At 74.5% G+C, this 24,789-nt stretch carries 23 protein-coding genes; 4 read left to right on the top strand and 19 right to left on the bottom strand.

What is annotated here, in order from left to right; all coding sequences use genetic code 11:
- Positions 1 to 13: 13 nt before the first annotated feature.
- From ACZ4QV_RS23225 to ACZ4QV_RS23180, 10 genes are all read right to left on the bottom strand, one after another.
- A complete protein-coding gene (locus tag ACZ4QV_RS23225; protein ID WP_361151541.1) occupies positions 14 to 661 on the bottom strand; it encodes a D-sedoheptulose-7-phosphate isomerase in 648 nt (215 codons plus the stop codon).
- A gap of 152 nt (positions 662 to 813) precedes the next feature.
- Positions 814 to 2,055: a glycosyltransferase gene (locus tag ACZ4QV_RS23220; RefSeq protein ID WP_361617446.1), complete on the bottom strand. Its 1,242-nt coding sequence runs from the start codon at positions 2,053 to 2,055 to the stop codon at positions 814 to 816.
- On the bottom strand, positions 2,052 to 3,017 hold the full coding sequence (locus tag ACZ4QV_RS23215) for a glycosyltransferase (protein ID WP_467763362.1): 966 nt from the start codon (positions 3,015 to 3,017) through the stop codon (positions 2,052 to 2,054). Before ACZ4QV_RS23215 ends, ACZ4QV_RS23220 begins: the two co-directional genes overlap by 4 nt.
- Positions 3,014 to 4,099, bottom strand: coding sequence for a glycosyltransferase family 9 protein (locus ACZ4QV_RS23210; protein WP_361583308.1), 1,086 nt, complete (start codon positions 4,097 to 4,099; stop codon positions 3,014 to 3,016). The genes ACZ4QV_RS23215 and ACZ4QV_RS23210 overlap by 4 nt, the downstream gene beginning before the upstream one ends.
- Positions 4,096 to 4,791: a D-glycero-alpha-D-manno-heptose-1,7-bisphosphate 7-phosphatase gene (locus tag ACZ4QV_RS23205; RefSeq protein ID WP_467763361.1), complete on the bottom strand. Its 696-nt coding sequence runs from the start codon at positions 4,789 to 4,791 to the stop codon at positions 4,096 to 4,098. The genes ACZ4QV_RS23210 and ACZ4QV_RS23205 overlap by 4 nt, the downstream gene beginning before the upstream one ends.
- A 3-nt stretch (positions 4,792 to 4,794) precedes the next feature.
- Positions 4,795 to 5,850 carry a glycosyltransferase family 2 protein gene (locus tag ACZ4QV_RS23200; RefSeq protein WP_467763360.1) on the bottom strand — a complete coding sequence of 352 codons (1,056 nt, stop codon included), beginning with the start codon at positions 5,848 to 5,850 and terminating at the stop codon, positions 4,795 to 4,797.
- Positions 5,847 to 7,628 (bottom strand): carbamoyltransferase family protein, encoded by a 1,782-nt coding sequence (locus tag ACZ4QV_RS23195; protein ID WP_361151553.1) that lies wholly within the window; start codon positions 7,626 to 7,628, stop codon positions 5,847 to 5,849. The genes ACZ4QV_RS23200 and ACZ4QV_RS23195 overlap by 4 nt, the downstream gene beginning before the upstream one ends.
- A 116-nt stretch (positions 7,629 to 7,744) precedes the next feature.
- Positions 7,745 to 8,707, bottom strand: coding sequence for a UDP-glucuronic acid decarboxylase family protein (locus tag ACZ4QV_RS23190; RefSeq protein WP_361151555.1), 963 nt, complete (start codon positions 8,705 to 8,707; stop codon positions 7,745 to 7,747).
- A gap of 240 nt (positions 8,708 to 8,947) precedes the next feature.
- On the bottom strand, positions 8,948 to 9,805 hold the full coding sequence (locus tag ACZ4QV_RS23185) for a polysaccharide pyruvyl transferase family protein (protein WP_467763400.1): 858 nt from the start codon (positions 9,803 to 9,805) through the stop codon (positions 8,948 to 8,950).
- 127 nt (positions 9,806 to 9,932) lie between these two features.
- A complete protein-coding gene (locus ACZ4QV_RS23180) occupies positions 9,933 to 10,982 on the bottom strand; it encodes a glycosyltransferase family 9 protein (RefSeq protein ID WP_361151558.1) in 1,050 nt (349 codons plus the stop codon).
- A gap of 1,036 nt (positions 10,983 to 12,018) precedes the next feature.
- Here ACZ4QV_RS23180 and ACZ4QV_RS23175 point away from each other — a divergent pair.
- Positions 12,019 to 13,287, top strand: coding sequence for an MFS transporter (locus ACZ4QV_RS23175; protein WP_361151962.1), 1,269 nt, complete (start codon positions 12,019 to 12,021; stop codon positions 13,285 to 13,287).
- Positions 13,288 to 13,449: 162 nt separating this feature from the next.
- On the opposite strand, the gene ACZ4QV_RS23170 is transcribed toward ACZ4QV_RS23175, so the two are convergent.
- Positions 13,450 to 13,644 (bottom strand): DUF2795 domain-containing protein, encoded by a 195-nt coding sequence (locus ACZ4QV_RS23170; protein WP_361151561.1) that lies wholly within the window; start codon positions 13,642 to 13,644, stop codon positions 13,450 to 13,452.
- A 246-nt stretch (positions 13,645 to 13,890) separates the two neighbouring features.
- Here ACZ4QV_RS23170 and ACZ4QV_RS23165 point away from each other — a divergent pair, with 246 nt between their 5' ends.
- The 3 genes from ACZ4QV_RS23165 to ACZ4QV_RS23155 all read left to right on the top strand — a co-directional run bounded on the left by ACZ4QV_RS23165 (position 13,891) and on the right by ACZ4QV_RS23155 (position 17,879).
- Positions 13,891 to 15,189: an ATP-grasp domain-containing protein gene (locus ACZ4QV_RS23165; protein ID WP_361151564.1), complete on the top strand. Its 1,299-nt coding sequence runs from the start codon at positions 13,891 to 13,893 to the stop codon at positions 15,187 to 15,189.
- A 60-nt stretch (positions 15,190 to 15,249) separates the two neighbouring features.
- Positions 15,250 to 17,283, top strand: coding sequence for a CocE/NonD family hydrolase (locus ACZ4QV_RS23160; protein ID WP_361151566.1), 2,034 nt, complete (start codon positions 15,250 to 15,252; stop codon positions 17,281 to 17,283).
- Positions 17,284 to 17,372: 89 nt separating this feature from the next.
- Entirely contained in the window at positions 17,373 to 17,879 is a 507-nt protein-coding gene (locus ACZ4QV_RS23155; protein WP_361583316.1) for a metallophosphoesterase family protein, read from the top strand.
- A gap of 11 nt (positions 17,880 to 17,890) precedes the next feature.
- Here ACZ4QV_RS23155 and ACZ4QV_RS23150 read toward each other — a convergent pair whose 3' ends face one another.
- The 8 genes from ACZ4QV_RS23150 to cysC form a co-directional block, all read right to left on the bottom strand.
- The gene (locus tag ACZ4QV_RS23150) at positions 17,891 to 18,667 is read right to left on the bottom strand and encodes a sirohydrochlorin chelatase (RefSeq protein ID WP_361583319.1); all 777 of its coding nucleotides are present in this window, start codon (positions 18,665 to 18,667) and stop codon (positions 17,891 to 17,893) included.
- Between the two features lie 3 nt (positions 18,668 to 18,670).
- Positions 18,671 to 19,669, bottom strand: a complete 999-nt coding sequence (locus ACZ4QV_RS23145; RefSeq protein WP_361583322.1) for an ABC transporter permease — start codon at positions 19,667 to 19,669, stop codon at positions 18,671 to 18,673.
- Positions 19,656 to 20,498, bottom strand: coding sequence for an ABC transporter ATP-binding protein (locus tag ACZ4QV_RS23140; protein ID WP_361151576.1), 843 nt, complete (start codon positions 20,496 to 20,498; stop codon positions 19,656 to 19,658). The genes ACZ4QV_RS23145 and ACZ4QV_RS23140 overlap by 14 nt, the downstream gene beginning before the upstream one ends.
- A gap of 30 nt (positions 20,499 to 20,528) precedes the next feature.
- A complete protein-coding gene (locus ACZ4QV_RS23135) occupies positions 20,529 to 21,632 on the bottom strand; it encodes an ABC transporter substrate-binding protein (RefSeq protein ID WP_361583325.1) in 1,104 nt (367 codons plus the stop codon).
- Positions 21,633 to 21,734: 102 nt separating this feature from the next.
- On the bottom strand, positions 21,735 to 21,872 hold the full coding sequence (locus ACZ4QV_RS23130) for a hypothetical protein (protein WP_361151581.1): 138 nt from the start codon (positions 21,870 to 21,872) through the stop codon (positions 21,735 to 21,737).
- A 1-nt stretch (position 21,873) separates the two neighbouring features.
- On the bottom strand, positions 21,874 to 23,232 hold the full coding sequence (locus tag ACZ4QV_RS23125) for a sulfate adenylyltransferase subunit 1 (protein WP_361151582.1): 1,359 nt from the start codon (positions 23,230 to 23,232) through the stop codon (positions 21,874 to 21,876).
- 2 nt (positions 23,233 to 23,234) lie between these two features.
- A complete protein-coding gene (gene cysD, locus ACZ4QV_RS23120; RefSeq protein ID WP_361583328.1) occupies positions 23,235 to 24,206 on the bottom strand; it encodes a sulfate adenylyltransferase subunit CysD in 972 nt (323 codons plus the stop codon).
- Positions 24,203 to 24,736 (bottom strand): adenylyl-sulfate kinase, encoded by a 534-nt coding sequence (gene cysC, locus ACZ4QV_RS23115; RefSeq protein WP_361583652.1) that lies wholly within the window; start codon positions 24,734 to 24,736, stop codon positions 24,203 to 24,205. The genes cysD and cysC overlap by 4 nt, the downstream gene beginning before the upstream one ends.
- Positions 24,737 to 24,789 lie beyond the last annotated feature (53 nt).

The following is a 24,789-nucleotide window of genomic DNA, read 5'->3' as shown; positions in this document are numbered from 1 at the left end:
CCACGGCGGGCGTTCACAGCGCGCCGTCCCGGTCCGCCACCGCGGCTTCCAGCGGGACGACCGCCGTGCCCTGCGCGGGCCGGGGCGCGCCACCGACGGCGTCGAAGTGCTCGCACAGGATGTGCACCGCGATCAGGTGCGCCTCCTGGACGGTCGCGCTGCTCGGGGAGTCCACGCACACCGCTTCGTCGGCGGCGTCGGCCAGCGGGTTGGGCCGGGGGCCGGTCAGTGCCCAGACCCGTAGCTCGGCGTCCCGCGCGGTCTCGGCGGCGGCCAGCAGGTTGTCGCTGCGGCCGGAGGTGGACAGCAGCAGGAGGACGTCGCCGGGGCGGCCGTGCGCGGCGACCTGCCGGGCGAAGACCTGGTCGAAGCCGTAGTCGTTGCCGATGGCGGTGACGCTGGAGGTCTCGGCGTGCAGCGCGATGGCGGAGTAGGCGGGCCGGTCCTGCTGGTAGCGGCCGACGAGTTCGGCCGTCAGGTGCTGGGCCTGGGCGGCGCTGCCGCCGTTGCCGGCGGCGAGCAGCCGGCCGCCGACGGGCAGTACGGCGCCGAGGTGGGTGCCCCACTCGGCCAGCCGGCGCAGGCTGTTCCGGCGCAAGGTGCGCACCGCGTCCTGGAGCGACTGGCAGTGGCGGTGTGCGGCGTCAAGGGGTTGGCTCATGGTCGTCGGGCTCCCGGGGCGCCGGTGGCGCTGGGGCCCGCACCTCCTTCGTACGTCTGCGGCGGGGACAGGGCGTCGGACGGCGACGAGGGACAGCCCGGGGGACGGACGCGGTGCCGGGCCGGTCGAACGGCGGGGCGCGCGGCCGGTGGTCACACCACCTCGGTGACGGCGGCGGGCCGCGGGCTCAGGACACCGAGGTAGACGGCTTCGGTGCCGGCCGCGACCTGTTCCCAGCCGTACCGGGCCAGTACCCGGCGGCGGCCGGCGGCGCCGCAGGCGGCCCGTACCGCGCCGTCCAGGAGCAGTTCGCCGACGGCGCGGGCCAGCGCGGCCGGATCGCGGGGCGGTACCAGCCGCCCGCAGTCCGGGTCGGACACGGTGTCCAGCTGGCCGCCGACGGCGGTGGCCACGACCGGTGTGCCGCAGGCCATGGCCTCCAGCGGCACGATGCCGAACGGCTCGTAGTCCGCCGGGCACAGCACCACGTCGGCGGCGCGCAGCAGTTGCGGTACGTCCTCGCACCGCACGCCGCCGGTGAAGCTCACCCGGTCCGCGACCCCGGCGGCGCGGGCCAGTCCGCGCAGCCGCCGTACCTCGGGGTCCTGGTCCACCCGGTCCGCGGGCGGCCCCCCGGCGATGACGAGCCGGGCCTCGGGCAGCCGGGCCAGCGCGGCGATGGACACCTCGGCGCCCTTGCGCGGGACGAGCCGGCCGAGCTGGAGGAGCAGCGGGCGCCGCGTGCCGTGGTCGGCGGCCGGCCCGTCGGGGGTGAAGCGCGCCGTGTCGACCCCGCACGGCACCACGTCGATCTTGCTCTCCGTGATGCCCATCCGGCCCAGTTCGGTGACCTCGTCCCGGCAGGTGGCGATCACCCGGTGGCAGCCCTCGCCGATCGCGGTCTCGTCGGTGACGCGGGAGCGCGGGCTGGTGTCGGAGCCCTGCTGATGGCGCCGCTTGACGGTGCCCAGGGCGTGGTACGTGTGGGCCAGCGGCAGTCCCAGTTCACGGGTCGCCCGCAGCGCGGCCAGGCCGGACATCCAGAAGTGCGAGTGGACCACGTCCGGCGCCCGTACCCGCCACTGTCCGGCGAGATGGTCGCCGAACGCCGGCATGTACGGCAGCAGCGCGTCCTTGGGCACGTGCCGCGGCGGCCCGGCGGGGACGTGCCGGACCCGTACGCCGGGCCGCAGCACGACCTCGTCCGGCGGTTCGGGGGAGTCGCGCCGGGTGTACACGGTCACCCGGTGCCCCCGGTCGGCCAGCGCGCCGGCCAGGCGCGCGACATGGACGTTCTGGCCGCCCGCGTCGACGCCGCCGAGGACCGCCAGCGGACTGGCGTGCTCGGACACGAGCGCGACGGACAGGCGCGGGACGGTGCCGGGCGAAGTCATGCGGACACCTCCGTGAGGACGCGTTCCCAGTCGTGCAGGAAGCGCTTCAGCCCGTACCGCTCCAGCGCCGCCTGGCGGGCCCGCGCGCCGTCCTCGGCCGCCGCGTCGGGGTCCTCCAGGTACGTCCGGGCGGCCCGGGCCAGGGTCTCGGGCCGGTTGGAGAGCGTGCCGGTGCCGGGCAGCACCGCCTCGGCGGCCTCGGTGGTGGCGAGGGCCACCACCGGCATCCCCAGGTGCATGGCCTCCAGGAGCGACAGGCCGAGCGAGGTCCAGCGCACCGGGTGCAGGTAGAAGCGGCGCTGCGCCATCGCCTCGTGCAGTTCGGCCTGCGGGAGGTCGGCCGTGCGGCAGCGGTCCGGGGGCAGGCCGAGGTGTGCGGCGAGCCCTTCGGTGCGCATGCCGAAGACGTCCAGCGGGGCGGCTTCGGCCAGTGCGGGCAACAGGTCGGTGCCGACCGTACGGCCGCGGCGGACCGGCTCGTTGGTGACGACGGCGGCCCGCGCGAGCCGGCCGGTGTACTGGTGGCCGGGGTCGACGATGCCGTGCTCGATGACTTCCGTACGGGTGCCGCCGCTGTCCCAGAACAGCCGGTTGAAGTGGGTGACGTGCACCAGGACCAGGTCGTCGCGGTCGGCGCACGGGTGGCGGGTGTGCGGCACGTCGCCGTCCGGCGCGTTGTGCTCCAGGTAGACGGCGGGCACGTCACGGCCGGGGCGGCGCCCGCTCAGCCAGCGCTCCGCCAGCCCGGCCTCGTGCGGCCGTTGCAGGACGACCAGGTCGACGGGGGCGTGCCGCAGCTCGGCCGGGGTCTTCTCGACCACCGAGTCGGGCCAGGGGAAGGTACGGGCCCGGCCCAGCCCGTCGGGACCGCGGTCCGGGGTGACCGGCACCAGGTAGGTGTGCGGTCCCTGGACGAACGCGGTCGTCCAGGACCCGTGGACATGCCAGAGCAGGATGTTCATACAGTCGCACCTCGTTCGGTGTCGGTCGCGGACCGGGCGGGCCCGGCCGCGGGCGATGCCGGCGGCCGGCCGGGGCCGGTCAGCCGGGACACGGCCGCGAGCAGCGCGGTGTCGCTGACCGTGTCGAGACAGGGGTGGCCGGGCACCGGGCACCGCCGGGCGCGGCTGCCCGCGCACGGCGCCTCCTGGTCGCCGAGCAGGACGTGCGGCACCCTGTACGGCGCCCACAGCAGCGCGGGGACCACCGGCGCGAACAGGCAGACGACCGGCGTCCCCACGGCCGCGGCCAGGTGCGCGGGACCGGTGTTGCCGACGACCACCGCCCGCGCGCGGGCCAGTACCCCGGCGAGCTGGTGGGCGTCGGTGCGCCCGCCGAGGTCCAGCGCGTGGCCGCCCGCGACGGCGGCGGTCAGGTCCCGTTCGCCGGGGCCGCCGGTGACGATCACCCGGTGCCCCGCCGCGCTCAGCGCGCCCGCCGCCCGCGTCGCCCGCGCCGCGCTCCAGGCGCGGGCCGGCACGGCGGCTCCCGGGTGCAGCACCACGTACGGGTCGCCGCCGGTCAGCGGCGTGGTGTCGGGCGGCGGGAGGACGCCCAGGGCGCCGTCGTCGTCCGGCGGCAGGGCGAACCCGGCGTCCCGCGCCAGGTCCAGCGCGGCCTCGGCCTCGTGCCGCTCCGGCTTGCGGTGGTGCCGCAGGTCCAGGAGGGCACCGGGATAGTCCACGCTGTCCGCCGCGATCCAGCCGATCCCGGCCAGCTTGAGCAGCAGCGCCGCGGGCAACGGGCTCTGGTGGTACGACACGAGCACCAGAGCCCGGTCGAACCGGCCCGCCGCGAGGGTGTCCACCAGCGCCTCCGTGGCCTGCCGGTCCACCGGCCCGGGCCGCAGCCCCACCCACGGCGCGTCGTGCACGATCACCTCGTCCACGCCGGGCAGCAGCCGCGCCGCACGCTCGCCCGTCGGGCCGCACAGCAGCGCCGTGTACGAGGAGCCCGCCGCCACGGCGCGTACCGCCGGACCGGCCAGCAGCACATCGCCCGCGCTGTCCAGCCGCACGACGAGGGTGCGCGGGGCCGTGCTCATACGGCGCCCTCCCCGTCACCCGGGCCGCACAGCAACAGGCGTACGGCACCCGGCAGATCACCGGCGTACTCCGGCGCCGCCGCGACCTCCTCCGAGCGCGTCACCGGCGTCGGCACGAGCACCCCGCGCGCGCCGGCGGCCCGCGCCGCGTCCACATCGGCGCCGATGTCGCCGACCACGGCGGCCCGCGCGGGGGAGACACCGAGGGACGCGCAGGCCGCGAGGATCAGTCCGGGCGCGGGCTTGCGGCAGCCGCAGCCGTCACCGGGCCCGTGCGGGCACACCGCCCAGACGCCGAACGGCCCGAGCCGGTCCTCGACTTCCTCCCGTACGGCCGCGACCTGCGCGCTGCTCAGCAGGCCGCGTGCGACGCCGGACTGGTTGCTCACCACGCCCACCGCCAGACCACGCGCCCGTACGGCGTCCAGCGCCGCGCGCGCTCCGGGCATCGGCTCGACCAGCGCCGGGTCACCGTTGTACGGCACGTCGGCCACCAGCGTCCCGTCCCGGTCGAAGAGCACAGCCTCCAACGGGCCCGCGGCGCCTGGCCGCTGCCGCCCCGCGAGCACCGGTACCGGCACCCGCGCCGGAGCACTCCGCCCCGGCGCGTACAGCCACAGACGCCCGGGCTCCTCGCGGCCCGCCACCGGGGCAGCGACTGCCGTGGCCCCCTGCTCACTGTCCGCGCCCACGGGTTACACCCGCTCCGGAACCGGCTGCGGCTCGGCCAGCGGCGCGACGGGCGCCGGCCGGACACCCAGCGGCGCCACCCGGCGGTGCCGCACCAGCCCGCGCAGCCAGTGCCCGGCGGCCGCCGACGGGATGAGCGCGCTGGTCACCGCCATCGTGACCACCTCGTCCCGGGTACGGGGCCCCGGTGCGATCCGCGCCCACGCGAACTCCGCCGTCCCGCCCAGCCACACCCCGGCCAGCGCCAGCGCCGCCCGGCGCCGCCCGGCCGCGGCACAGGCCAGCGAGGCCCCGGCCGCCGCCGTCACCGCCAGGTGCCACGGCAGCCGGCCGCGCGGCGCGTCCGCGTGGTGCCACCAGTCCCGGCCGTGCTTACGGGTCATCAGGACGTCGTCGGCGTTGCCCGCCTGGAGCCGCACGGAGACCCAGCGGTCGGCGGGCCGCACCGGATGCGTGGTGCGGCGGGTGCCGGCCGCCAGCGTCCAGCCGGCCGCCAGGACCCGCAGCGCCAGGTCGGCGTCCTCCCGGAAGGCGCGCCGGAACCGCTCGTCGAAGCCGTCGACGGACTCCAGCGCGTCCCGCCGGTACGCCATGTCCGCGGTGATCCACTTGGCGGTGGCCAGTCCGGCGGTGTTGCGCTCCCAGTCCGTGGACCGGCGCTCCGGCGGCACCGGTACGGCGATCCGCGCGGTGATCCCGGCCGTCCGCGGTGACGCGGCGGCGAGATCGGCGGCCAGGTCCGTGCCCCAGGTGGGGCCGGGCACCACGTCGTCGTCGAGGAAGACCACCCACGGTGTCGCGTCCGCCGCCCGCCAGCCGGTGTTGCGGGCTGCCGCGGGCCCCCGCGCGCAGCCCGGCACGACCTTCGTACGGTCGCGGAGCGCCTCGGGGATCTCGGCCGGCAGCGGGGTGCAGTCGTCCAGCGGCCGGTCGTCCACCAGCACCACCTGGAGCGGCGGCGGGCCCTCGGCTTCGGCCAGCGCCCGCAGGCACGCCGTCAGGCTGGGCCGCCCGAGGGTGGGGATCACCACCGTGTGGTCGGCGGCGGTCGGCGAGGTCATCGGACCGCCCCCTCACCGCTGCCCGCGACCGGTGCCTCCACGGGCCGCGCCAGCCGGTCGTACGCGGCGGGCGCCAGCTCCTCCTCGATCCCGGCCGGGAAGGACAGCACCCCGGCACGGTGCGCCGACCGGTTCCCGGCGGCGAAGAACGCGTCCCGCCGTACCGCGAACGGGCCGATGGCCAGCAGGTCGACGGGGGTGGAACCGAAGCACTCCAGCGCGTCCCGCGGGTCGTCGACCATCGGGCGGCCCGCGGTGTTCAGACTCGTGTTGACGACGACGGGCAGCCCCGTACGCCGCTCGAACTCGGCCAGCATCCGGGCCACCAGCGGCTCGTCGGCCGGGTCCACCGTCTGGATGCGGGCGGTGCCGTCCACGTGCACCACGGCCGGGATGCGCTCCCGCCACTCCTTGGCCACGTCGTGCACGAACAGCATGTACGGGCTGGGCAGCTGGCCGTCGAAGATCCGGCCCGCCCGGTCGGCGAGCACCATCGGCGCGACCGGCCGGAACTGCTCACGGCCCTTGACGTCGTTGAGCCGTTCCAGGTTCGCGGAGTGCCCGGGGTGCGCCATCAGGGAGCGGTGGCCGAGCGCCCGCGGACCGTACTCCGAACGCCCCTGGAACCAGGCCACGATGGCGTTCTCCGCCAGCGCCTCGGCGACGGTCGCGGCGATGTCCGCCGGCCGCTCGAAGGGCACGGCGGCGGTCCGCAGCCACGCTTCCAGCTCCGTGTCGGACCAGCCGCGGCCGAGGTCGGCGCCGGGCATCGGCGCGGGCTCCTCGCCGCCCTGGGCACTCAGCAGCAGCGCGCCGCCGAGCGCGGTCCCGGCGTCACCGGCCGCGGGCTGCACCCACACCCGGGCGAACGGCCCCTCGCGCGCGATCCGGGCGTTGGCCACGCAGTTCAGCGCCACCCCGCCGGCCAGCGTCAGCACGCTGTCGTGCGTACGGCCGTGCAGCCAGCGGGCCAGGTCCAGCAGGGTCTCCTCCAGGACGAGCTGGGCGCTGGCCGCGAGGTCGGCGTGCGCCTGGCTCCACGGCTCGTCCGGGTGGCGCGGCACGCACAGGTCGCTCCACGGCACGTGCGCGGCGTGGAAGCCGCCGTCGCCGGTGGGGTACACGTAGCGGCGCAGTTCGGGCAGCATCCGCGGGGTGCCGTACGAGGCGAGCGCCATCACCTTGAACTCGTCGCAGGAGCGCAGGAATCCGAGGTGCGCGGTCAGCTCCTCGTAGACCAGGCCGAGCGAGTGCGGCAGCTCCTGCCCGTACAGCGGCTCCAGCTTGCCCTGGACGCGCTGCGCGGCCAGGTGCGAGGTCGCCTCGCCGCGGCCGTCGAGCACGAGCACCGAGGAGCTGTCGGCGTCCGGCGCGCCGAACGCGGCGGACGCGGCGTGTGCCATGTGGTGCGGTACGTAGCGCACCCGCTGCGGGTCGAGCCCCGGCAGCGCGGTCTTGAGGAACCCAGGGGCCTCGCGCGCGTACGTCAGGCGCAGGTGGTCCCAGGGGTCGTCCAGGCCCATCTGGTCGGCGGGCCGGGCGAGCCGGGGGTCGAAGGAGTACGCCACCGCGTCCAGGTCCTCCGGGCGCAGGCCGGCCGTGGCCAGGCACCAGGCGGCGGCCTGGTCGGGCGTCTCCCAGGCGGAGAAGGGCACCGGCCGCTTGCCGTGCTTACGTCGGGAGAAGCGTTCCTCTTCGGCGGCGGCCACGGTCTGCCCGTCGACGACGAGAGCGGCGGCGGGGTCGTGGAAGAGCGCGTTGATGCCGAGAATGCGCATGGGGTTTCGCTGGCCTTTCGTCGGGATGGACGGCGCCCGGCCCGCCGCCCGGTCTCGGCCGGGACGGCCGCACGCCGCGGGCTCCGGCCCCGGGACGGCCGGAACCGGAGGCGGTGTCAGGCCCCTTGCCGCTTGCGGAACCACGCGACGGTGCGCGCCAGGCCGTCCCGGTGCGCCACTTCGGGCTCCCACTGGAGCTTGCCGCGGGCCATCGTGATGTCGGGGCAGCGGACCGCGGGGTCGTCGGTGGGCCGCTCGATGTACCGGACCGGGGAGCGGGAGCCGGCCAGTTCGGTGATCAGCCGGGCGAGTTCGAGCATGGTGATCTCGACCGGGTTACCCAGGTTGACCGGTCCGCGCAGGTCGGAGGCGGCCGCCGCGAGGATGCCCCGGACGGTGTCGTCCACATGGCACAGCGAGCGGGTCTGCAGCCCGTCCCCGGTGACGGTGAGCGGCTCCCCGGCCAGCGCCTGCCGGATGAACGTCGGCACGGCGCGGCCGTCGTGGCCCCGCATCCGCGGCCCGTAGGTGTTGAACAGCCGCACGATGCCGGTGTCGGTGCCGTGGGTGTTCGCCTCGGCCGTGGTCAGCGCTTCCCCGAAACGTTTCGCCTCGTCGTACACGCTGCGCGGGCCGACCGGGTTGACGTTGCCCCAGTAGGTCTCGCTCTGCGGATGCTGCTGCGGGTCGCCGTAGACCTCGGAGGTCGACGCGAGGACGAACCGCGCCCCGTGCGCCCGCGCCACGGCGAGCGCGTTGCGCGTCCCGAGGCTGCCGGTGTCCAGCGTGTGCAGGGGCAGCCGCAGGTAGTCGGCGGGGGAGGCCGGGGAGGCGAAGTGCAGGACGAGGTCCACTTCGCGGTTGATCCGGAACGGCTCGGTGACGTCGGCCTCCACGAACGTGAACCCGGATATCCCCCGTAGCTGGGCGATGTTCTCCGCTGTTCCGGTGCTCAGGTCGTCGACGCAGGTGACGGAGGCGCCCTGGGCCAGCAGTGCGGTGCACAGGTGCGAACCGACGAAACCCGCGCCGCCGGTCACCACGGCGTGTTTCCAGTTCCGGGAAAGAGCGGCGTTCATGGGACTCCCTCAGCTAGGGGTTTGCCCCGAATCGGGTGCCTCGCCTGCTTCAGGAAAAACGTCACGCTAGGCGACACTGCGACCCTCTACGACATGTCTTATGGTGAAAAGTCGCTCTCCCGGCAGCTCCCGCTACCCGGCCGGCCGCCTCCGGGCCGCAGGCCCCCCGGCGACCGGCGACACCACGTACGGAGCAGCGCACTTCCCCGGCGAGCCCCGGGGACGACGGCCGCCCCACAGTCACCCGTACGGCTGGGCCAGGCACCGCAGCAGCCCGTCGAGCAGCCCGCCGCCGTCCGGCCGGACCGTGTACCGCGCCGCCCGGGCCCGGCCCCGCTCCGACAGGCACCAGGCCAGCAGCCGGTCCAACTCGGCCGCGCCGGCCTGCTCGCAGCGCAGCACCGCGGGCCAGTCCAGCGCCGCCGCCTGGGCACTCACCTTCGCGCCGCCCTCGACGGGGTCCACGGCGAGCGCCGGCGTGCCCGCCCGCAGTGCCAGGACCATGCCGTGCAGCCGGGTGGTCACCACCACGTCCAGCCGGGCCAGTACGGCGTGCAGTTCGTCCGGCGTCGCGGGCAGCCGCCAGTCACGCGCGTCCAGGCGGGTGTCCATCGGCAGGCGCGCCGCCTCGACGGTGACCAGCCAGTCCGTCAGCACGGCGCCGACCTCGCGGTGCCGGCGGCGGGCGCCGTACTCGTGCTGCCCGCCGGTCAGGACGACGCCGACGAGCGGAAGACCGGACGCCGCCGGAGCCCGCAGGCTCAGATCCCGCGCCCCGGCCGGCTGCCCGGCGGCGTCGCGGGGCAGGACGTCGTCGAAGCGGGTCACCGCCGGATCGTCCGGGTCGGGTACGGACACGCCGACGGCCACCCGGCGGCACCCCGCGAACCGGTCGTGCAGCGCGAGCAGCGGACTCGGCCCGCCGTCCGGCGGGGGACGGGAGTGCACCGGGCCGCAGGCGAAGACGAGATCGGTGTACCGGGCGGGATCGGCGCCGTCCAGATGCAGCGCGCCCGGCCGGAACGCCGGCGACCAGGCCGTGTCGTACGCGACCCCGGCACCGTCCAGCGCGGCCTGCACGGCCTCGGCCGCGAGCATGTCGCCGGCCGTCACCTCGCCGTGCAGAAAGCTGAACCAGCCGGTGAGCAGGACCCGCGGCAGGCGGCCTCCGGTCACAGCGCCGCCCGCACGGAAGCCCCGGCGGCGCTCCGCGCTCCCGGCACCCTCACAGCACCGGCGCCGCGACCGGCCGCTCCGGAACCCGGACGGGCTCGGGCAGCCGCGCCACGGCCCTCAGCACCTCCGCCGCGGTGATCCGGAGCAGCCGCCCGTCCGGCTGATCGCCGTGCGCGTCGCCGGGGCGCGCCCGGTCCAGGTGGCCCGGGTGCCACAGCACCTGGTGCCGGGGCGTCCGGGGCGGGCCCCACAGCCGCGGCGCCACCGGGCCGAAGAGCACCACGGACGGCGTGCCGAGGGCGCTGGCCAGGTGCGCGAGCCCGGTGTCGCCCACGATCACCGCACGGGCCCCGGCGACCAGCGCCGCCAGCTCCCCGAACGGCACGTCCGCCGCGCCCCCCAGCACGGCCGACGGCGGCAGCCCCGCCTGCGCGGCGACCTGCCGGGCGAGCGGGCCCTCGCCGGCACCCGCGGTGACGATCACCCGGCGCCCCGCCCGGTGCAGGGCGTGCGCCACCGCGGCGAACCGTTCCGGCGGCCAGCGGCGCGCCCCGGCGTCCGCCCCCGGGTGCACCACGACAGCGCCGGGCGCGGGGGAGGGCTCCGAGGGCGCCCCGATGCGCAGATCCTCCGGGTCCGCCGGAATCCCGTACCAGGTCAGCAGACGGCACCAGCGGCTGCGCTCGTGCTCGTCCTCGCGCCAGACCGGGCCCGCGATCCGCGGGGTGGCCGGATGCGCGTACGCGAGCAGCCGCGCCGGGCGCAGCGCCTGTAGCGGCAAGTGGCTGGCGGGCCCGTTGCCGTGCAGGTCGACGGCGACGGCAGGCGGCGGGCCGGTCCAGTCGATCACCTGCGGCACGCCGCGGGCGGGCGCCGACGCGGGCAGGAGCCGGTCGACCACGCCCGTGGCCGCGGCGGCCTCGCCGAGACGGCGGGGGGCCGCCAGCACCAGCTCGTGCAGCGGATGGGCGGTGCGCAGGGCCCGCAGGGCGGGCACCGCCGTCAGCAGGTCCCCGAGACCGAGCGCCCTGAGCACCAGGATGCGAGGCCGCTCGGACGAACGGAACGGATCACGCGGACGGGGGCGGGCCGGGGCCATACGGGTGCCTCCTCGGCATTCCAACGTGCCCATCGACGCCGGACCCCCGGCGCGGGGCGGTACGGGACAGCGCGGGCCCGCCTCCACGGCAAGCCCCGCTGCACTCCAATGTGCGGGTGGCGGGTGCGGGCCGCGACCGGGGGAGGCTTTCGTTGGCATGGGTTCACCCGGCTCTTGCGTACACCCGCGACGCCGCCGGGTTCACGGAGGTTCGGGGACGCGGGCTTCGGTGCGGCTACGCCCGGGTAGGCCCCCGGTGGGGGGATGTGAGCGTTCACCCCGTATGGCGGGCGGTTCGGCCCCGGGTCCGGCCCAGGTTCGGTTCGGGCGTGAGCTTCGGCCCCGGCCCGGCCCTGATCCGGCGCGGCGGCCCCTGCCCCGGCTTCGCCGACCTCCCCGGCTACGGTCTCCCCGGCCCCGGCCCCGGCCCCGGCCCCGGCCCCGGCCCCGGCCCCGGCCCTCGGCCCCCGGGCTACGGTCTCGCCGGCCCCCGGCCCCGTTCTCGCCAACCCGTAGGCCCCCGACCGCCCGGCCCGGATCTCCCCGAACCACCCCTGTGAGCAACCCCACCCACCCCCTTAACCCCTTGCGGCACACGGGATCGAGGGGCCTCGCGCGCGTCCACGGCGCGACCGCCTCCCGGCCGGGTGTTCCCCCGGTCGGGAAGCGTCTGTGAAGATGGCACATTGCTGCGCCTGAGAGGGTCCGTCGCCACGGACCGGGAGAGGCCGGCATTCCGACCGAATCGGTGCCCACGCCGCACGCAGACGTGCCCCGTGCCCGCCGAGCCGCGCTCCGAGCCTGCTGGGCTCTTCACGAAGTTTCTGCCGCTGTGTCTTCTTCCGTCCGTTCCGCTGCCCGTGTCCCGGCGCAGGCGGATTCTCACGCAACGATTCCCGCACCGGAAACCCCCGAAACAGTCGAAACCGAAAAAAATGTGCGTCGCCGCGCCGGTGGCTACCGGTACCTCCTGGGCCGCAAGGCCAAGGGCGACGGCGGCGACCACGCGCCGTGGCGCTCCCTGCGCTACCGCAGCATGCGCTGGTGGTCGGTGGCGAACCTGGTGTCCAACGCCGGCACCTGGATGCAGCTCACCGTGCAGAACCTGCTGGTGCTGCAGCTCACCGGCTCCGCCGCGGCCACCGGTCTGTCGCTGTCCGTGCAGGCTGGGCCCGGACTGGTCATGGGCCTGTTCGGCGGTGCCGCCGTGGACCGCTGGCCGCGCAAGCTCACCGCCGGGCTGAGCCAGGCCGTACTGGGCCTGGTCGCCTTCACGACCGCGGCCCTGGTCGCGACCGGCCAGCTCAACTACGGGCTGCTGATGGCGCTGGCCGCCGTCACCGGCCTGATCGCCACGATCGACGGACCCGCCACCGCCCTGCTCGGCAACGACCTCGTGCGCCGGGAGGACGTGCCGTCCGCCATCGCGGTCGGCTCGCTGGTGCACAGTGTCGGGCGCCTCGGCGGTACGGCCCTGGCGGGTGTCGCCGTCGGCTTCCTGGGCACCGGTGCCGCCTACGCGGCCAACGGGGTGTCCTTCCTGTTCGTCGCGGCCGTCATCCCCTTCCTGCGACCGGTCGGCGAGGCCTTGCGGGCGCCCGCGAAGTCCTCGCGGGCCACCGAGAAGGCCGTGGAGGCCGTGGGCGCGCCGGAGGAGGAGATCGGCGACCGGGCCAGGGACGGGCTGGCGTTCTTCATGCGCCGTCCGCGCCTGGTCGCGCTGGCCGCCATCACCGGGCTGAGCGCGATCTTCGGCCGTAACTACCAGCTGACCCTGGCGGTCCTGGTCACCGGCCCGCTGGCGGCGGGCGCCGGAGCGTTCGGCACCGTCTCCTCGGTGCTGGCGGCGGGCGGCATCGTCGGCGCGATCCTCGCGGCCCGGCTCCGCAACCCCTCCGTCAAGCTGGTCGGCGCGCTGGCCGCCGCCGGTGCGCTGCTCCAGGTCTTCGCCGGACTGTCGCCGTCGCTGATCGTCCTGCTCGTCCTGGTGCTGCCCATGTCGGTGGTCGAGTCGGTCTCCGACACGGCCGGTACGACGGTGCTCCAGACGGACCCGCCCGCGAACATGCGGGGCCGGGTGCTGGGCGTGTGGCGCAGTGCGAGCACGGTGTGGGGCCTGGTGGCGCCGCCGCTGCTCGGCCTCCTGATGGAGGCGGTCGGAGCCCGGGGCGCCCTGGTGGCCGGCGGCCTGATCATCGCCGTGGCGATCGGCGCGGGCGCCCTGCTGCGCTCCCGCCGGCAGATCGCCTGGCTGGCGCCGGCGCCCGTCCCCGCCGTGGCGGCGGACTACCGGTCCGTGGCCTGAGGTGTGCCGGGCCTGCGAGGCAACCCTCCGGCCTGAGCGGCATGCCGCCACGGCCTGAGAAGCGTGCCGGGGCCGGCGGGACGACGCGTCCCGTCGGCCCCGGCGGCTTTCACCGGTCCGGTGGGGCGTCGCGCGCCCGCCCCCGGCTCGTCCGTACCCGGCTCACCGGCCCTTGAAGACGGCCTTCTCCACCTCGGCGGGGTTCTCGTAGCTCTTGCCGGGGATGTCGGAGATCTTGTCCATCATCTGGCGGCCCGCGTGGTTGCCCTCGGCGCAGGAGACCAGGTCGTCCTTGCTCGCCGGGTAGTGCGCGCCCTTGAGTGCCTTCTGGAGTTCGATCGGGTTGGTGTCGCTCATGGGTCCTCCGCTTGACGGGGGTGGGGTGGGCCGTCCGGCGGGCTGCCGGGCGGCCGCCCCTCCAGTACCCGGGCAATAGCGGATTAATCGGACAGGTGTCCTGGGGTCGGAAACCCCGCCTCCTCACCGCGTAACGCCGCCCACCAGCACTCTTGTCGCCGGCCGGCCGACTCCCCGGGGTTTGCCGCGATCGCGGCGGGTACTCGCGTGCCTCGCCGGACAGCGAGCGGCGAGGAGGATCACCCGGTGAGCCAGAAGAACATCTTTGTGATCGGCCTGGAGGCGGCCAACCTGCCCGCACTGCACGACGTTCCCGACGCGGACCGGTACCGCTTCCATCCGCTGCTCACCGTCAAGGAACTCCAGGTCGGCGAGGTCTCCGTACCCGACCTCCTGGACAAGGCCCAGCAACTGCTGGACTCCTTCGACGGCAGCATCGACGCCATCGTCGGTTACTGGGACTTCCCGGTCAGCACCCTCGTACCGATCCTGAGCGAGCGCTACGGCACCCGCAGCACCGGCCTGGAGTCGGTCGTCAAGTGCGAGCACAAGTACTGGAGCCGGCTGGAGCAGGAGAAGGCCGTCGACACCCATCCGCGCTTCGGCCGCGTCGACCTGCACGCGGACCCGCCGCGCCCGCCCGAGGGCGTCGGCTTCCCCATGTGGCTCAAGCCCGCCCTCGCGTACTCCTCGGAGCTGGCCTACGGCGTCCAGGACGAGACGGAGTTCCGGGCGGCCGTCGAGAAGATCCGCAAGGGCATCGGCCGCGTCGGCCAGCCCTTCGAGTACATCCTCGACCGCCTCGACCTCCCCCCGGAGATGGCGGGCGTCGGCGGGCAGGTCTGCCTGGCGGAGGAGGCGCTGTCCGGCATCCAGGTCGCGGTCGAGGGCTACGTGCACGACGGCGAGGTCACGGTCTACGGCGTCCTGGACTCCATCGACTACCCCGGCAGTTCGTCCTTCCTGCGCCACCAGTACCCCTCGACGCTCCCCGAGACCGTGCTGCGCCGGCTGCGCGAGGCCTCCGCCCGCGTGATGCGGCAGATCGGGATGCAGGAGGCCACGTTCAGCATCGAGTACTTCTACGACCCGCACACCGACGACATCAACGTGCTGGAGGTCAACCCCCGGCACTCCCAGTCGCACGCCGAACTCTTCCAGTACGTCGACGGCGCCCCCAACCACCACGCCATGCTCCGCCTCGCCCTCGGCGAGGACCCGTCGATGCCGCACCGCGAGGGCCGCTACCGGACGGCCGCCAAGTGGTACTACCGCTGGTTCGCCGACGGCGTCGCCCGCGCGGTGCCCTCCCAGGAGGAGATCGAGCGCATCGAGCGCGAGATCCCGGGCACGCGGATCCACGTGATTCCCGAGCCGGGCCAGCACCTGTCGGACATGGAGCAGCAGGACAGCTACAGCTTCGAACTGGCCCATGTCTTCACCGGGGGCGACAGTGAAGAGGAGCTGCGCGAGAAGTACGACCACTGCGTGGCGGCCCTGCACCTGGCCTGCGAGAAGGCCGGACCCGCCGGCCGGGACAGCTGAACCGGCGCGACCGGTCCGCCGGCCGCGCCGACCGCACGACAGCAAGGAGAAGGTCGCCCCATGCGCTTCGTGAGCAATCTGCCCTGCGCGACGACGGAGGAGGACCACGTCACCATCCCCGTCTCCGACGGCACCCGCCTGTCGGCGCGCATCTGGCGCCCCACGGCGTCCGACGAGGAACCGGTGCCGGCGGTGCTGGAGTACATCCCGTACCGCAAAGGCGACCTGACCGCCGTACGCGACTCGATCCACCACCCCTACATCGCCGGCCACGGCTACGCCTGCGTCCGTGTCGACCTGCGCGGCACCGGCGAGTCGGAGGGCGTCCTCAAGGACGAGTACCTGGAGCAGGAGCAGGCCGACGCCGAGGACATCCTCGCCTGGCTGGCCGACCAGCCCTGGTGCGACGGGAACACCGGCATGATGGGCCTCTCCTGGGGCGCCTTCGCCGCCCTCCAGGTCGCCGCCCGGCAGCCCGAGAGCCTGCGCGCCATCGTCATCGCGTCCTTCACCGACGACCGGTACGCCGACGACATGCACTACATGGGCGGCCAACTGCTCTCCGACAACCTCGCCGAGGCGGGCACCATGTTCGCCTACGCCACCTGTCCGCCCGACCCGGCCGTGGTCGGCGGCCGCTGGCGCGGGATGTGGCGCGAACGGCTGGAGCACACCGAGCCGTGGGCCCTGAACTGGCTGCGCCACCAGCGCCGCGACGACTACTGGCGGCACGCCTCGGTCTGCGAGGACTACAGCTCCGTACGCTGCCCGGTCCTCGCCTCCAGCGGCTGGGCCGACGGCTACTCCAACGCCGTGACCCGGCTGCTGGGCAACCTCGACGTCCCGCGCAAGGGCCTGATCGGCCCCTGGTCGCACAAGTTCCCCCATCTGGGGGAACCCGGGCCCGCGATCGGCTACCTCCAGGAAGTCGTGCGCTGGTGGGACCACTGGCTCAAGGGCGCCGACAACGGCGTCATGGACGGGCCGATGCTCAGCGCCTGGATGCAGGACAGCGTGCCGCCGTCCACGTCCTACGAGACCCGGCCGGGCCGCTGGGTCGGCGAGCCGGACTGGCCCTCCCCGCACGTCCGCTCCGTCGCCCGCCCGCTCTTCCGGCACCGCATCGGCGCCGACGGCGAGGAGTGCGGCGACCGCGACTGCAGGGTGCTGACCGTGCAGTCGCCGCTGTCCGTAGGCCAGTTCGCCGGCAAGTGGGCCTCCTACAACGCCCCGCCGGACCTCCCGTACGACCAGCGCGAGGAGGACGGCGGCTCGCTGGTCTTCGACAGCGACCGGCTCACCGACCGTGTCGAGATCCTCGGCTCGCCCACCGTCGAACTCGACCTGTCGGTCAGCGAACCGGTCGCCATGGTCGCCGCCCGCCTCACCGACGTGGCCCCCGACGGCCGGGCCACCCGGGTGACCTACGGCGTGCTCAACCTCGCCCACCACGAGACGGTCGGCGAGCCGGAACCCCTGGAGCCCGGCCGGCGCTACCGGGCCACCATCCAGCTCAACGGCGTCGCCCAGGCGTTCCCGCCCGGCCACCGCATCCGGCTGTCGCTGTCCACCTCGTACTGGCCGTTGGCCTGGCCGCCGCCCCGGCCCGCCATGCTCAGCGTCCACGAGGGCAGCAGCACCCTGACCCTGCCGGTACGGCCCACCACCGAACCGGACCGGCTGCCCCCGCGCCCGTTCGGCGAGCCGGAGGGCGCCCGGCCGCTCACCGTCACCCAGCTCACCCCGCCGGAGGAGCGCTGGGACGTCAAGCGTGACCTGGTCGGGTACACGTCCGAGCTGGAGATCGTCAAGGACCGTGGTCTGGCACGGCTGGAGGACACCGGCATGGAGGTCGGGCGGCGCGCCTACGAGCGGTACACCACCGTCGCCGACGACTTCACCTCCGCCACCGGCGAGACCCTGTGGACCATGCGCTTCCGGCGCGGCGACTGGGACGTCCGGGTGGTCACCCACCAGAAACTGCGGTGCTCCGAGAAGGAGTTCCACATCGACGCCACCCTGGACGGCTACGAGAACGACCACCGCGTCTTCTCCCGCACCTGGAACGAGACACTGCCGCGCGACTGCCTGTGAGGACACGAACGGCCGGGGGACGCGACCGCCCGTGAGGACACGCACGCCCGTGGGACGCGACCACCGGTGAGAGGAGCTACGGTCGGCCCGTGCGCCTGCTGCTGATGTCCGACACCCACCTGCCCAAGCGCGCCAAGGCCCTGCCGCCGGAGCTGCTGGAGCAGGTGGCGAGAGCCGACGTGGTCGTGCACGCCGGTGACTGGGTGGACACCGCCACCCTGGACCTGCTGGAGGAACGCTCCCGCAGGCTCGTCGGCGTGTACGGCAACAACGACGGCCCGGACCTGCGCGCCCGCCTGCCGGAGGTGGCGTACGCCGAACTCGGCGGGCTGCGCTGGGGCGTGGTCCACGAGACCGGCCAGAAGCAGGGCCGCGAACGCCGCTGCGCCGAGCGGTACCCGGACCTCGACGTCCTCGTCTTCGGCCACAGCCACATCCCCTGGGACACCACCACCGAGGACGGCCGCCTGCGCCTGCTCAATCCGGGCTCACCGACCGATCGCCGACGGCAGCCGTACTGCACGTACATGACGGCGCGGGTGGCATCGGGCCGGCTCACCGACGTACAACTGCACCGGCTGCCGCCGCGCGTCTGAAGGCGGCCCGGTCAGGCGATCAGCGCCGGTACTTCCCTGCGCAGGGCCTCGTCGTACCGCCGGGCCAGCAGACGGGCCAGTTCCGGCGCCGGGCCCAGGACGTCGGCGAGGATGTCGGCGCCCGCCTCCTCGGCGCCGTGCGCGATGCGGTCCGGGAGGCGGCCGGGGGCGATCACATACGGGGCCACCGCCACCCGTTCGGCGCCCTCGGCCCGCAGGGCCCGTACGGCGTCGGCCGTGCGGGGGAGGGAGGCGGAGGCGAACGCAGGCCGCACGGCGTACCAACCGGTGGTACGCCGCCACTCCCGCGCGATGTCAGCGATCACTGCGATCGCCTCCGGGTCGGAGGAGCCCGCCGAGGCCAGCACGACCCCGGTCGAGCGCCGGTCGCCGGGCCGCAGCCCGGCCTCGGACAGCCGCCGGTCCAGCGCGGCGGTCAGCAGCGGGGACGGGCCGAGGACCTCGGCCCGGTGGACGGCCAGGCGCGGCAGCCGCGTGGCGGCCTCACGCAGGACCGCCGGGATGTCCGTCTTGGCGTGGAAGGCCCGGGTGAGCAGCAGCGGCAGGGCCACCACGTCCCGTACGCCGTCCGCCGCCAGCCGCTCCAGCGCCCGGGGCACACCCGGCGCGTTGAAGTCGAGGAAAGCGACCTCGGTACGCAGGCCGGGGCGCAGCGCCCGTACTCGCGCGCAGAGCGCGGTGACGGCCGCCGCGTGCCGCGGGTCGCGGCTGCCGTGGGCGATGACGAGGAGGGCGGGGCGGGCGGGGCGGGCCGGGCCGGTGTCCATGGGTCAGCTCTTCACCAGCAGGCCGCGGCTGCGCAGCACCCGGCGTTCGAGCGGCGCGAAGATCAGCAGCTCGATGCCGATGCCGACGACGAGGATGAGCAGGATCGCGGACAGTACCCAGGACATGTCCTGGAGCTCGCGGCCCTGTTCCAGGAGCTGGCCGAGGCCGGTTCCCAGGTCGGCGGCGTTGACGATGAGTTCGGCGGCCATCAGGGAGCGCCAGGAGAACGCCCAGCCCTGCTTGAGCCCGGCGAGGTAGCCGGGGAGCGCGGCGGGCAGCAGGATGTGCCGTACGCCGGTCAGTCCGCGTGCGCCGATCGTGCGGCCCGCGCGGAGGTAGAGCGGCGAGATCTGGTCGACGCCGGCGACCAGGCCGTTGGCGATGGAGGGGACCGCGCCGAGCAGCACCACCGCGTAGATGGTGGCGTCGCTCAGCCCGAACCAGATGATGGCGGCGGGCACCCAGGCCACCGACGGCAGTGACTGGAGTCCGCTGAGGATCGGGCCGATCGCGGCCCGTACCGGCTTGACGCGGGCGACCAGCAGGCCGAGCGGCGTACCGATCACCACCGACGCCAGGAAGCCGAGCGCGCCGCGCGACACGCTCGTCCACACGTAGTCGAGCAGGGTGCCTTCGAGCCACTTGTCCTGGAGGGACCGGGCCACGTCGACCGGGCTGGGCAGCAGGTAGTGGTCCTTGAGCTCGAAGTGGTAGGCGAGCTGCCACAGGCCGAGCACGAGGGCGATCGCGACGACCGGCGGCACGGCCTTGGCGGCCAGCGTCCGCAGCCAGGGCTGGCGGTCGGAGACCTTGGTGTCCAGGGCGTCCAGGCCCGCTTCCAGGCCGGCGAGGTCGCCGCCGGAGCGGTCCGGCTGCGCGCCGTCCGGCTGCGCGGCGGTGGGCGCCTCCTCGGCCGGGGCGGGGGCCGGTGCCGCGTCGGCCTCGGGTCCGTCGGCGGTGCCGGCGGCCTCGGCGGCCGGTCCGGTCTCAGTGCTGGCCATGGCGGCGGATCTCCCCACGGAGCTGTTCGGTGATCTCTACGGAAAGGTCGGCGACCGCCGCGTCCTCGATGCGCCGCGGATGCGGGATGTCCACGGTCCATTCGCGGGCGATCCGGCCGGGCCGGGAGGACAGCAGTACCACCCGCTCGGCGAGCCGCACCGCCTCCCGGACGTTGTGGGTGACGAACAGGACGGACAGGCCGCCGTGGCCGGTGGCGCCGTCGTTGGCGTCCCGCCAGATGCGGGTCAGCTCGTCGTGCAGCACGTCGCGCGTGATGGCGTCCAGTGCGGCGAACGGCTCGTCCATCAGAAGGAGTTGACTGTCCTGGGCGAGTGCGCGGGCCATCGCGACGCGCTGCCGCATCCCGCCGGACAGCTCGTGCACCCGCTTGCCGTACGCGCCCTTGAGCCGTACGAGTTCCAGCAGCCGCTCGGCCTCGCCCCGGCGCTCCGCGCGCGGCACCCCGCGCAGCCGCAGCGCCAGTTCGATGTTGCGGCCCGCGGTCAGCCACGGGAACAGCGCGTGCTCCTGGAACATCAGGGCCGGCCGGCCGCCGGGCGTCTCGATGCGGCCCGCCGAGGGCCCGTCGAGCCCGGCGACCAGGTTGAGCAGCGTCGACTTGCCGCAGCCCGACGCCCCCAGCAGGCAGACGAACTCGCCCGGCGCGACGTCGATGCTGATGTCGTCCAGCACGTGCTGCTGCGCGCCGGGGCGGCCGAACGACTTCGAGACATGGTCGATGCGAGCGGCGTACGAAGGGGCCGCGCCGCCCGCGTCCGCCGGGGCGGACGGCCGGCTGCCGGGCTTGCTGAGCGTGGTGGTCGTCATCGGTGTCACCTCCTGGGATGCGTGCGCGGGCTATTCGCTGCCGAGACCGGCGTCGTCGACCGCCGGCTTGCCCTCGGCCTTGAGCACCTTGTTGAGCAGCGTGAGGTCGTAGATGCCCTTGAGGGCGGGCTTCTTCAGCAGGCCGGCCCGGACCGCGTGGTCCGCCTCCAGTTGGAGGGTGGCGGCCAGCGGGTCGTCGGTGACGTCGGTGTTGCGGAACGCCGGGTCGATCACGGACGGCGGCAGCGCCTTGCCGGCCGCGTCGGCCAGCTTGTCGTTGAGCGCCTGCTTGGCCTCGGCCGGATGGGTCCTGATGTACGTGTTGGTCTTGACCGAGCCGCGCAGTACCGCCTCGACGGCCTTCGGGTGCTCCTTGAGGAACTTCTGCGAGACGATCACGTTCGTGATGACGAACTTGCCGTCCTTCCACAGCTTCTTCTCGTCGAGCAGCACCTTGCCGCCCTCGGCGACCAGCTTGGAGGCGGTCGGCTCGGGCACCCACGCGGCGTCGATGCTGCCCTGCCGGAAGGCGACCGGGGTGACCTTGTTCTCGGTGCGCTGGACGGTCACATCGCCCTTGCCGGTGGTCGCGTCGACCCGGTAGCCCTTCTCGGCCAGGTAGTTGAGCAGCGCCACGTCCTGGGTGTTGCCCAACTGCGGGGTGGCGATCGTCTTGCCCTGGAGATCGTCCAGGCTCTTGATCTTCTTGGGGTCGACGACGAGCGAGACGCCGCCGGACGCCGACCCCGAGATGATCTTCAGGCTCTTGCCCTGGGAGGTGGTCCACCCGTTGATGGCGGGGGACGGGCCGATCCAGCCGATGTCGATGGCACCGGAGTTCAGCGCCTCGATCTCCGCCGGGCCCGCGTTGAACACCGACGGCGCGAACTTCGTACCGCCCAGCTCCTTCTGGAAGAAGCCCTTCCGGTCGCCGACCAGCGCGGTGGCGTGCGTGGTGTTGGCGAAGTAGCCGACCTTGACCCGGTCCAGACCGTCGGTCTTCGGGCCCTTCGCCGCGACCGCGCCCTGCTCGTCCTGCTTGGCGCGGGAGCCGTACCCGCACGCGCCCAGAGCGCCGGTCAGCAGGGGGACGACGGCGAGGGCGGCCAGCAGGCGGTGGCGTACGGCAGACACGGGAGGGGGTCCTCTCGGAGGGCCGGGCGGTGAGCGCCTACGGCGGGCCCGGCAGAGCGGTGGATCTTCGGAAGGGGGGCGTGGGGGACACGTGGCGGTACGTCATCGGCGCACACATCGCCCGACGCCGCCCTGGCCGCTGCCCAGCGCGCCGCTGCCGATCCGGCCGCCTTCCTTCGCGAACGTCGAGAAGGCGTCCGCGAAGGTCGCGACGGTGTCCGGGGTCAGGGGAGCGCTCATGTCAGAAGTCCCATTCCGCGTCGTCGTCCGCGACCGCCGCCGCGGCCTCGGCCGCCTCGGCGAACGCGGACCCGGCCATCCCCGCGGTCAGCGTGGTGCCGTCCGCCGGATCGATGAGCAGGAACGATCCGGTACGCCGGGAGTCGGCGTACGGGTCCAGCGCCAGGGGCTCGGCGGTGCGCAGCACGACCCGGCCGATGTCGTTGGCGGCCAGCTCGCCGGGCGCCGGGTGCTGGGAGAGGTCGTCGAGCGTCAGCCGGGACGGGATGTCCTTGACGATCGCCTTGACCGTACGGGTGGTGTGCTTGAGCAGCACCCGCTGGCCGGTCTTCAGCGGCCGGTCGGCGACATGGCAGACGGTCGCCTCGACGTCCTGGGTGACGGCGGGCGGCGCGGCGGCCGGGGCGATCAGGTCGCCACGCGAGATGTCCAGGTCGTCGGCGAGCCGTACGGTCACCGACTGCGGCGCCCAGGCCACGTCGACCGCCTCGCCCAGCACGTCCAGCGCCTCGACGGTGCTGGTACGGCCCGACGGCAGCACCGTCACCGCGTCGCCGACACGGAGCACACCCGAGGCGATCTGCCCCGCGTAGCCGCGGTAGTCGGGCAGTTCGGGGGTCTGCGGGCGGATGACGTACTGCACCGGGAAACGCGCCGGGTCCTCGGACGGGTCGGCGACGACCGGCACGGTCTCCAGGTGCTCCAGCACGGTCGGCCCGCCGTACCAGTCCATGTTCGTGGACGGGGTCACGACGTTGTCGCCGGCCAGCGCCGAGATGGGGATCGCGGTGATCTCCGGTACGCCCAGGGACGCGGCGTACGTGGTGAACTCCGCGGCGATCGCCGCGAAGACCGGCTCGGCGTAGTCCACCAGGTCCATCTTGTTGACGGCGAGGACGACGTGCGGGACGCGCAGCAGCGCGGCGACGGCGGCGTGCCGACGGGTCTGCTCGACCACGCCGTTGCGGGCGTCGACCAGCACCACGGCCAGCTCGGCGGTGGAGGCGCCGGTGACCATGTTGCGGGTGTACTGCACATGGCCCGGGGTGTCGGCGAGGATGAAGCGGCGCCGGGGCGTGGCGAAGTAGCGGTAGGCGACATCGATGGTGATGCCCTGCTCCCGCTCGGCCCGCAGCCCGTCGGTCAGCAGCGCCAGGTCCGGCGCTTCCTGACCGCGGCCCAGCGAGGCCCGCTCGACCGCTTCGAGCTGGTCGGCCAGCACCGACTTCGAATCGTGCAGCAGCCGCCCCACCAGCGTGGACTTGCCGTCGTCCACCGAACCGGCGGTGGCGAAGCGCAGCAGCGAGGTGGCGGCCGTACCGGCCACGTCGACCGGATCGACCATCGTGTTCGTGCTCATGATCAGAAGTACCCCTCGCGCTTGCGGTCCTCCATGGCGGCCTCGGACAGCTTGTCGTCGGCCCGGGTGGCGCCCCGCTCGGTGAGCCGGGAGGCGGCGATCTCCGCGATGACGGCCTCGATGGTGTCCGCGTCGGAGTCGACGGCGCCGGTGCAGGACATGTCACCGACGGTGCGGTAGCGCACCCGCCGCGTCTCGACCCGCTCGCCGTCCTTGGCGCCGCCCCACTCGCCGGGCGCCAGCCACATGCCGCCGCGGGCGAAGACCTCGCGCTCGTGGGCGTAGTAGATGGCGGGCAGCTCGATCTTCTCGCGGGCGATGTACTGCCACACGTCCAGCTCCGTCCAGTTGGACAGCGGGAAGACGCGGACGTGCTCGCCGGGGGAGTGGCGGCCGTTGTAGAGCTGCCACAGCTCGGGGCGCTGGCGGCGCGGGTCCCAGCCGCCGAACTCGTCGCGCAGCGAGAAGACCCGCTCCTTGGCGCGCGCCTTCTCCTCGTCCCGGCGTCCGCCGCCGAACACCGCGTCAAAGCGGTGCGACTCGATGGCGTGCAGCAGCGGCACGGTCTGGAGCGGGTTGCGGGTGCCGTCCGGGCGCTCGCGCAGCTCGCCGCGGTCGATGAAGTCCTGCACGGAGGCGACGTGCAGCCGCAGTCCGTGCCGGGCCACCGTGCGGTCGCGGTAGTCGAGCACCTCGGGGAAGTTGTGACCGGTGTCCACGTGGAGCAGCGCGAAGGGCACCGGCGCGGGCGCGAACGCCTTCAGCGCCAGGTGCAGCATGAGGATCGAGTCCTTGCCACCGGAGAAGAGGATCACCGGCCGCTCGAACTCGCCCGCCACCTCGCGGAAGATGTGCACCGCCTCGGACTCCAGCGCGTCCAGATGGCTCAGCGCGTACGGGTTGTCGGCGTCCCCGGCCTTCCCGGTCCCGCCGGGGCTCCCGGCGCCCGTGCTCACGGCAGCGGCGGTCGTCATGCCAGTCCCCTCTCGGTGAGCAGCGCGTGCAGCGCCGCCGCGGACTCCTGGACGGTCTGGGTGTGCGACGCGATGCGCAGATCGGGCGACTCGGGCTGCTCGTACGGGTCGTCGACGCCGGTCAGCCCGGATATCTCGCCCGCCGCCTGCTTCGCGTACAGGCCCTTCACGTCCCGCTCGGAGCACACCTCGACCGGCGTGGCCACGTGCACCTCCAGGTACGGCGTCCCCTCGCGCTGGTGCCGCTTGCGCACCGCCTCCCGCGAGTCCGCGTACGGCGCGATCACCGGCACCAGCGCCTTGACGCCGTTGCTCGCCAGGAGTTCGGCGACGAAGCCGATGCGCTGCACGTTGGTGTCCCGGTCCGCCCGGCTGAACCCGAGCCCCGCCGAGAGGAACTCGCGGATCTCGTCCCCGTCCAGCACCTCGACGCGGTGGCCCTCGCTCCGCAGCCGCTCCGCCAGCGCGTACGCGATCGTGGTCTTGCCGGCGCTGGGCAGTCCGGTCAGCCACACCGTGGCGCCCGTCATCTTTCGCTCCCGAAGGTCCTGGATGTCCTCGTGGTCCGGCGTCTGCTGGCCGG

The organism is Streptomyces sp. NPDC026394 (assembly GCF_055567735.1).
The sequence above is the reverse complement of the archived record's forward strand: the minus strand, read 5'-3'. Positions and strand labels throughout refer to the sequence as shown.

Excerpts from the sequence above, each read along its gene's own strand:
- ACZ4QV_RS23225 (WP_361151541.1), bottom strand. The coding sequence starts at position 661 with ATGAGCCAACCCCTTGACGCCGCACACCGCCACTGCCAGTCGCTCCAG.
- ACZ4QV_RS23220 (WP_361617446.1), bottom strand. The coding sequence starts at position 2,055 with ATGACTTCGCCCGGCACCGTCCCGCGCCTGTCCGTCGCGCTCGTGTCC.
- ACZ4QV_RS23215 (WP_467763362.1), bottom strand. The coding sequence starts at position 3,017 with ATGAACATCCTGCTCTGGCATGTCCACGGGTCCTGGACGACCGCGTTC.
- ACZ4QV_RS23210 (WP_361583308.1), bottom strand. The coding sequence starts at position 4,099 with ATGAGCACGGCCCCGCGCACCCTCGTCGTGCGGCTGGACAGCGCGGGC.
- ACZ4QV_RS23200 (WP_467763360.1), bottom strand. The coding sequence starts at position 5,850 with ATGACCTCGCCGACCGCCGCCGACCACACGGTGGTGATCCCCACCCTC.
- ACZ4QV_RS23195 (WP_361151553.1), bottom strand. The coding sequence starts at position 7,628 with ATGCGCATTCTCGGCATCAACGCGCTCTTCCACGACCCCGCCGCCGCT.
- ACZ4QV_RS23190 (WP_361151555.1), bottom strand. The coding sequence starts at position 8,707 with ATGAACGCCGCTCTTTCCCGGAACTGGAAACACGCCGTGGTGACCGGC.
- ACZ4QV_RS23185 (WP_467763400.1), bottom strand. The coding sequence starts at position 9,805 with ATGCTCGCGGCCGAGGCCGTGCAGGCCGCGCTGGACGGTGCCGGGGTC.
- ACZ4QV_RS23180 (WP_361151558.1), bottom strand. The coding sequence starts at position 10,982 with ATGGCCCCGGCCCGCCCCCGTCCGCGTGATCCGTTCCGTTCGTCCGAG.
- ACZ4QV_RS23175 (WP_361151962.1), top strand. The coding sequence starts at position 12,019 with ATGCGCTGGTGGTCGGTGGCGAACCTGGTGTCCAACGCCGGCACCTGG.
- ACZ4QV_RS23170 (WP_361151561.1), bottom strand. The coding sequence starts at position 13,644 with ATGAGCGACACCAACCCGATCGAACTCCAGAAGGCACTCAAGGGCGCG.
- ACZ4QV_RS23160 (WP_361151566.1), top strand. The coding sequence starts at position 15,250 with ATGCGCTTCGTGAGCAATCTGCCCTGCGCGACGACGGAGGAGGACCAC.
- ACZ4QV_RS23150 (WP_361583319.1), bottom strand. The coding sequence starts at position 18,667 with ATGGACACCGGCCCGGCCCGCCCCGCCCGCCCCGCCCTCCTCGTCATC.
- ACZ4QV_RS23145 (WP_361583322.1), bottom strand. The coding sequence starts at position 19,669 with ATGGCCAGCACTGAGACCGGACCGGCCGCCGAGGCCGCCGGCACCGCC.
- ACZ4QV_RS23140 (WP_361151576.1), bottom strand. The coding sequence starts at position 20,498 with ATGACGACCACCACGCTCAGCAAGCCCGGCAGCCGGCCGTCCGCCCCG.
- ACZ4QV_RS23130 (WP_361151581.1), bottom strand. The coding sequence starts at position 21,872 with ATGAGCGCTCCCCTGACCCCGGACACCGTCGCGACCTTCGCGGACGCC.
- ACZ4QV_RS23125 (WP_361151582.1), bottom strand. The coding sequence starts at position 23,232 with ATGAGCACGAACACGATGGTCGATCCGGTCGACGTGGCCGGTACGGCC.
- cysD (WP_361583328.1), bottom strand. The coding sequence starts at position 24,206 with ATGACGACCGCCGCTGCCGTGAGCACGGGCGCCGGGAGCCCCGGCGGG.
- cysC (WP_361583652.1), bottom strand. The coding sequence starts at position 24,736 with ATGACGGGCGCCACGGTGTGGCTGACCGGACTGCCCAGCGCCGGCAAG.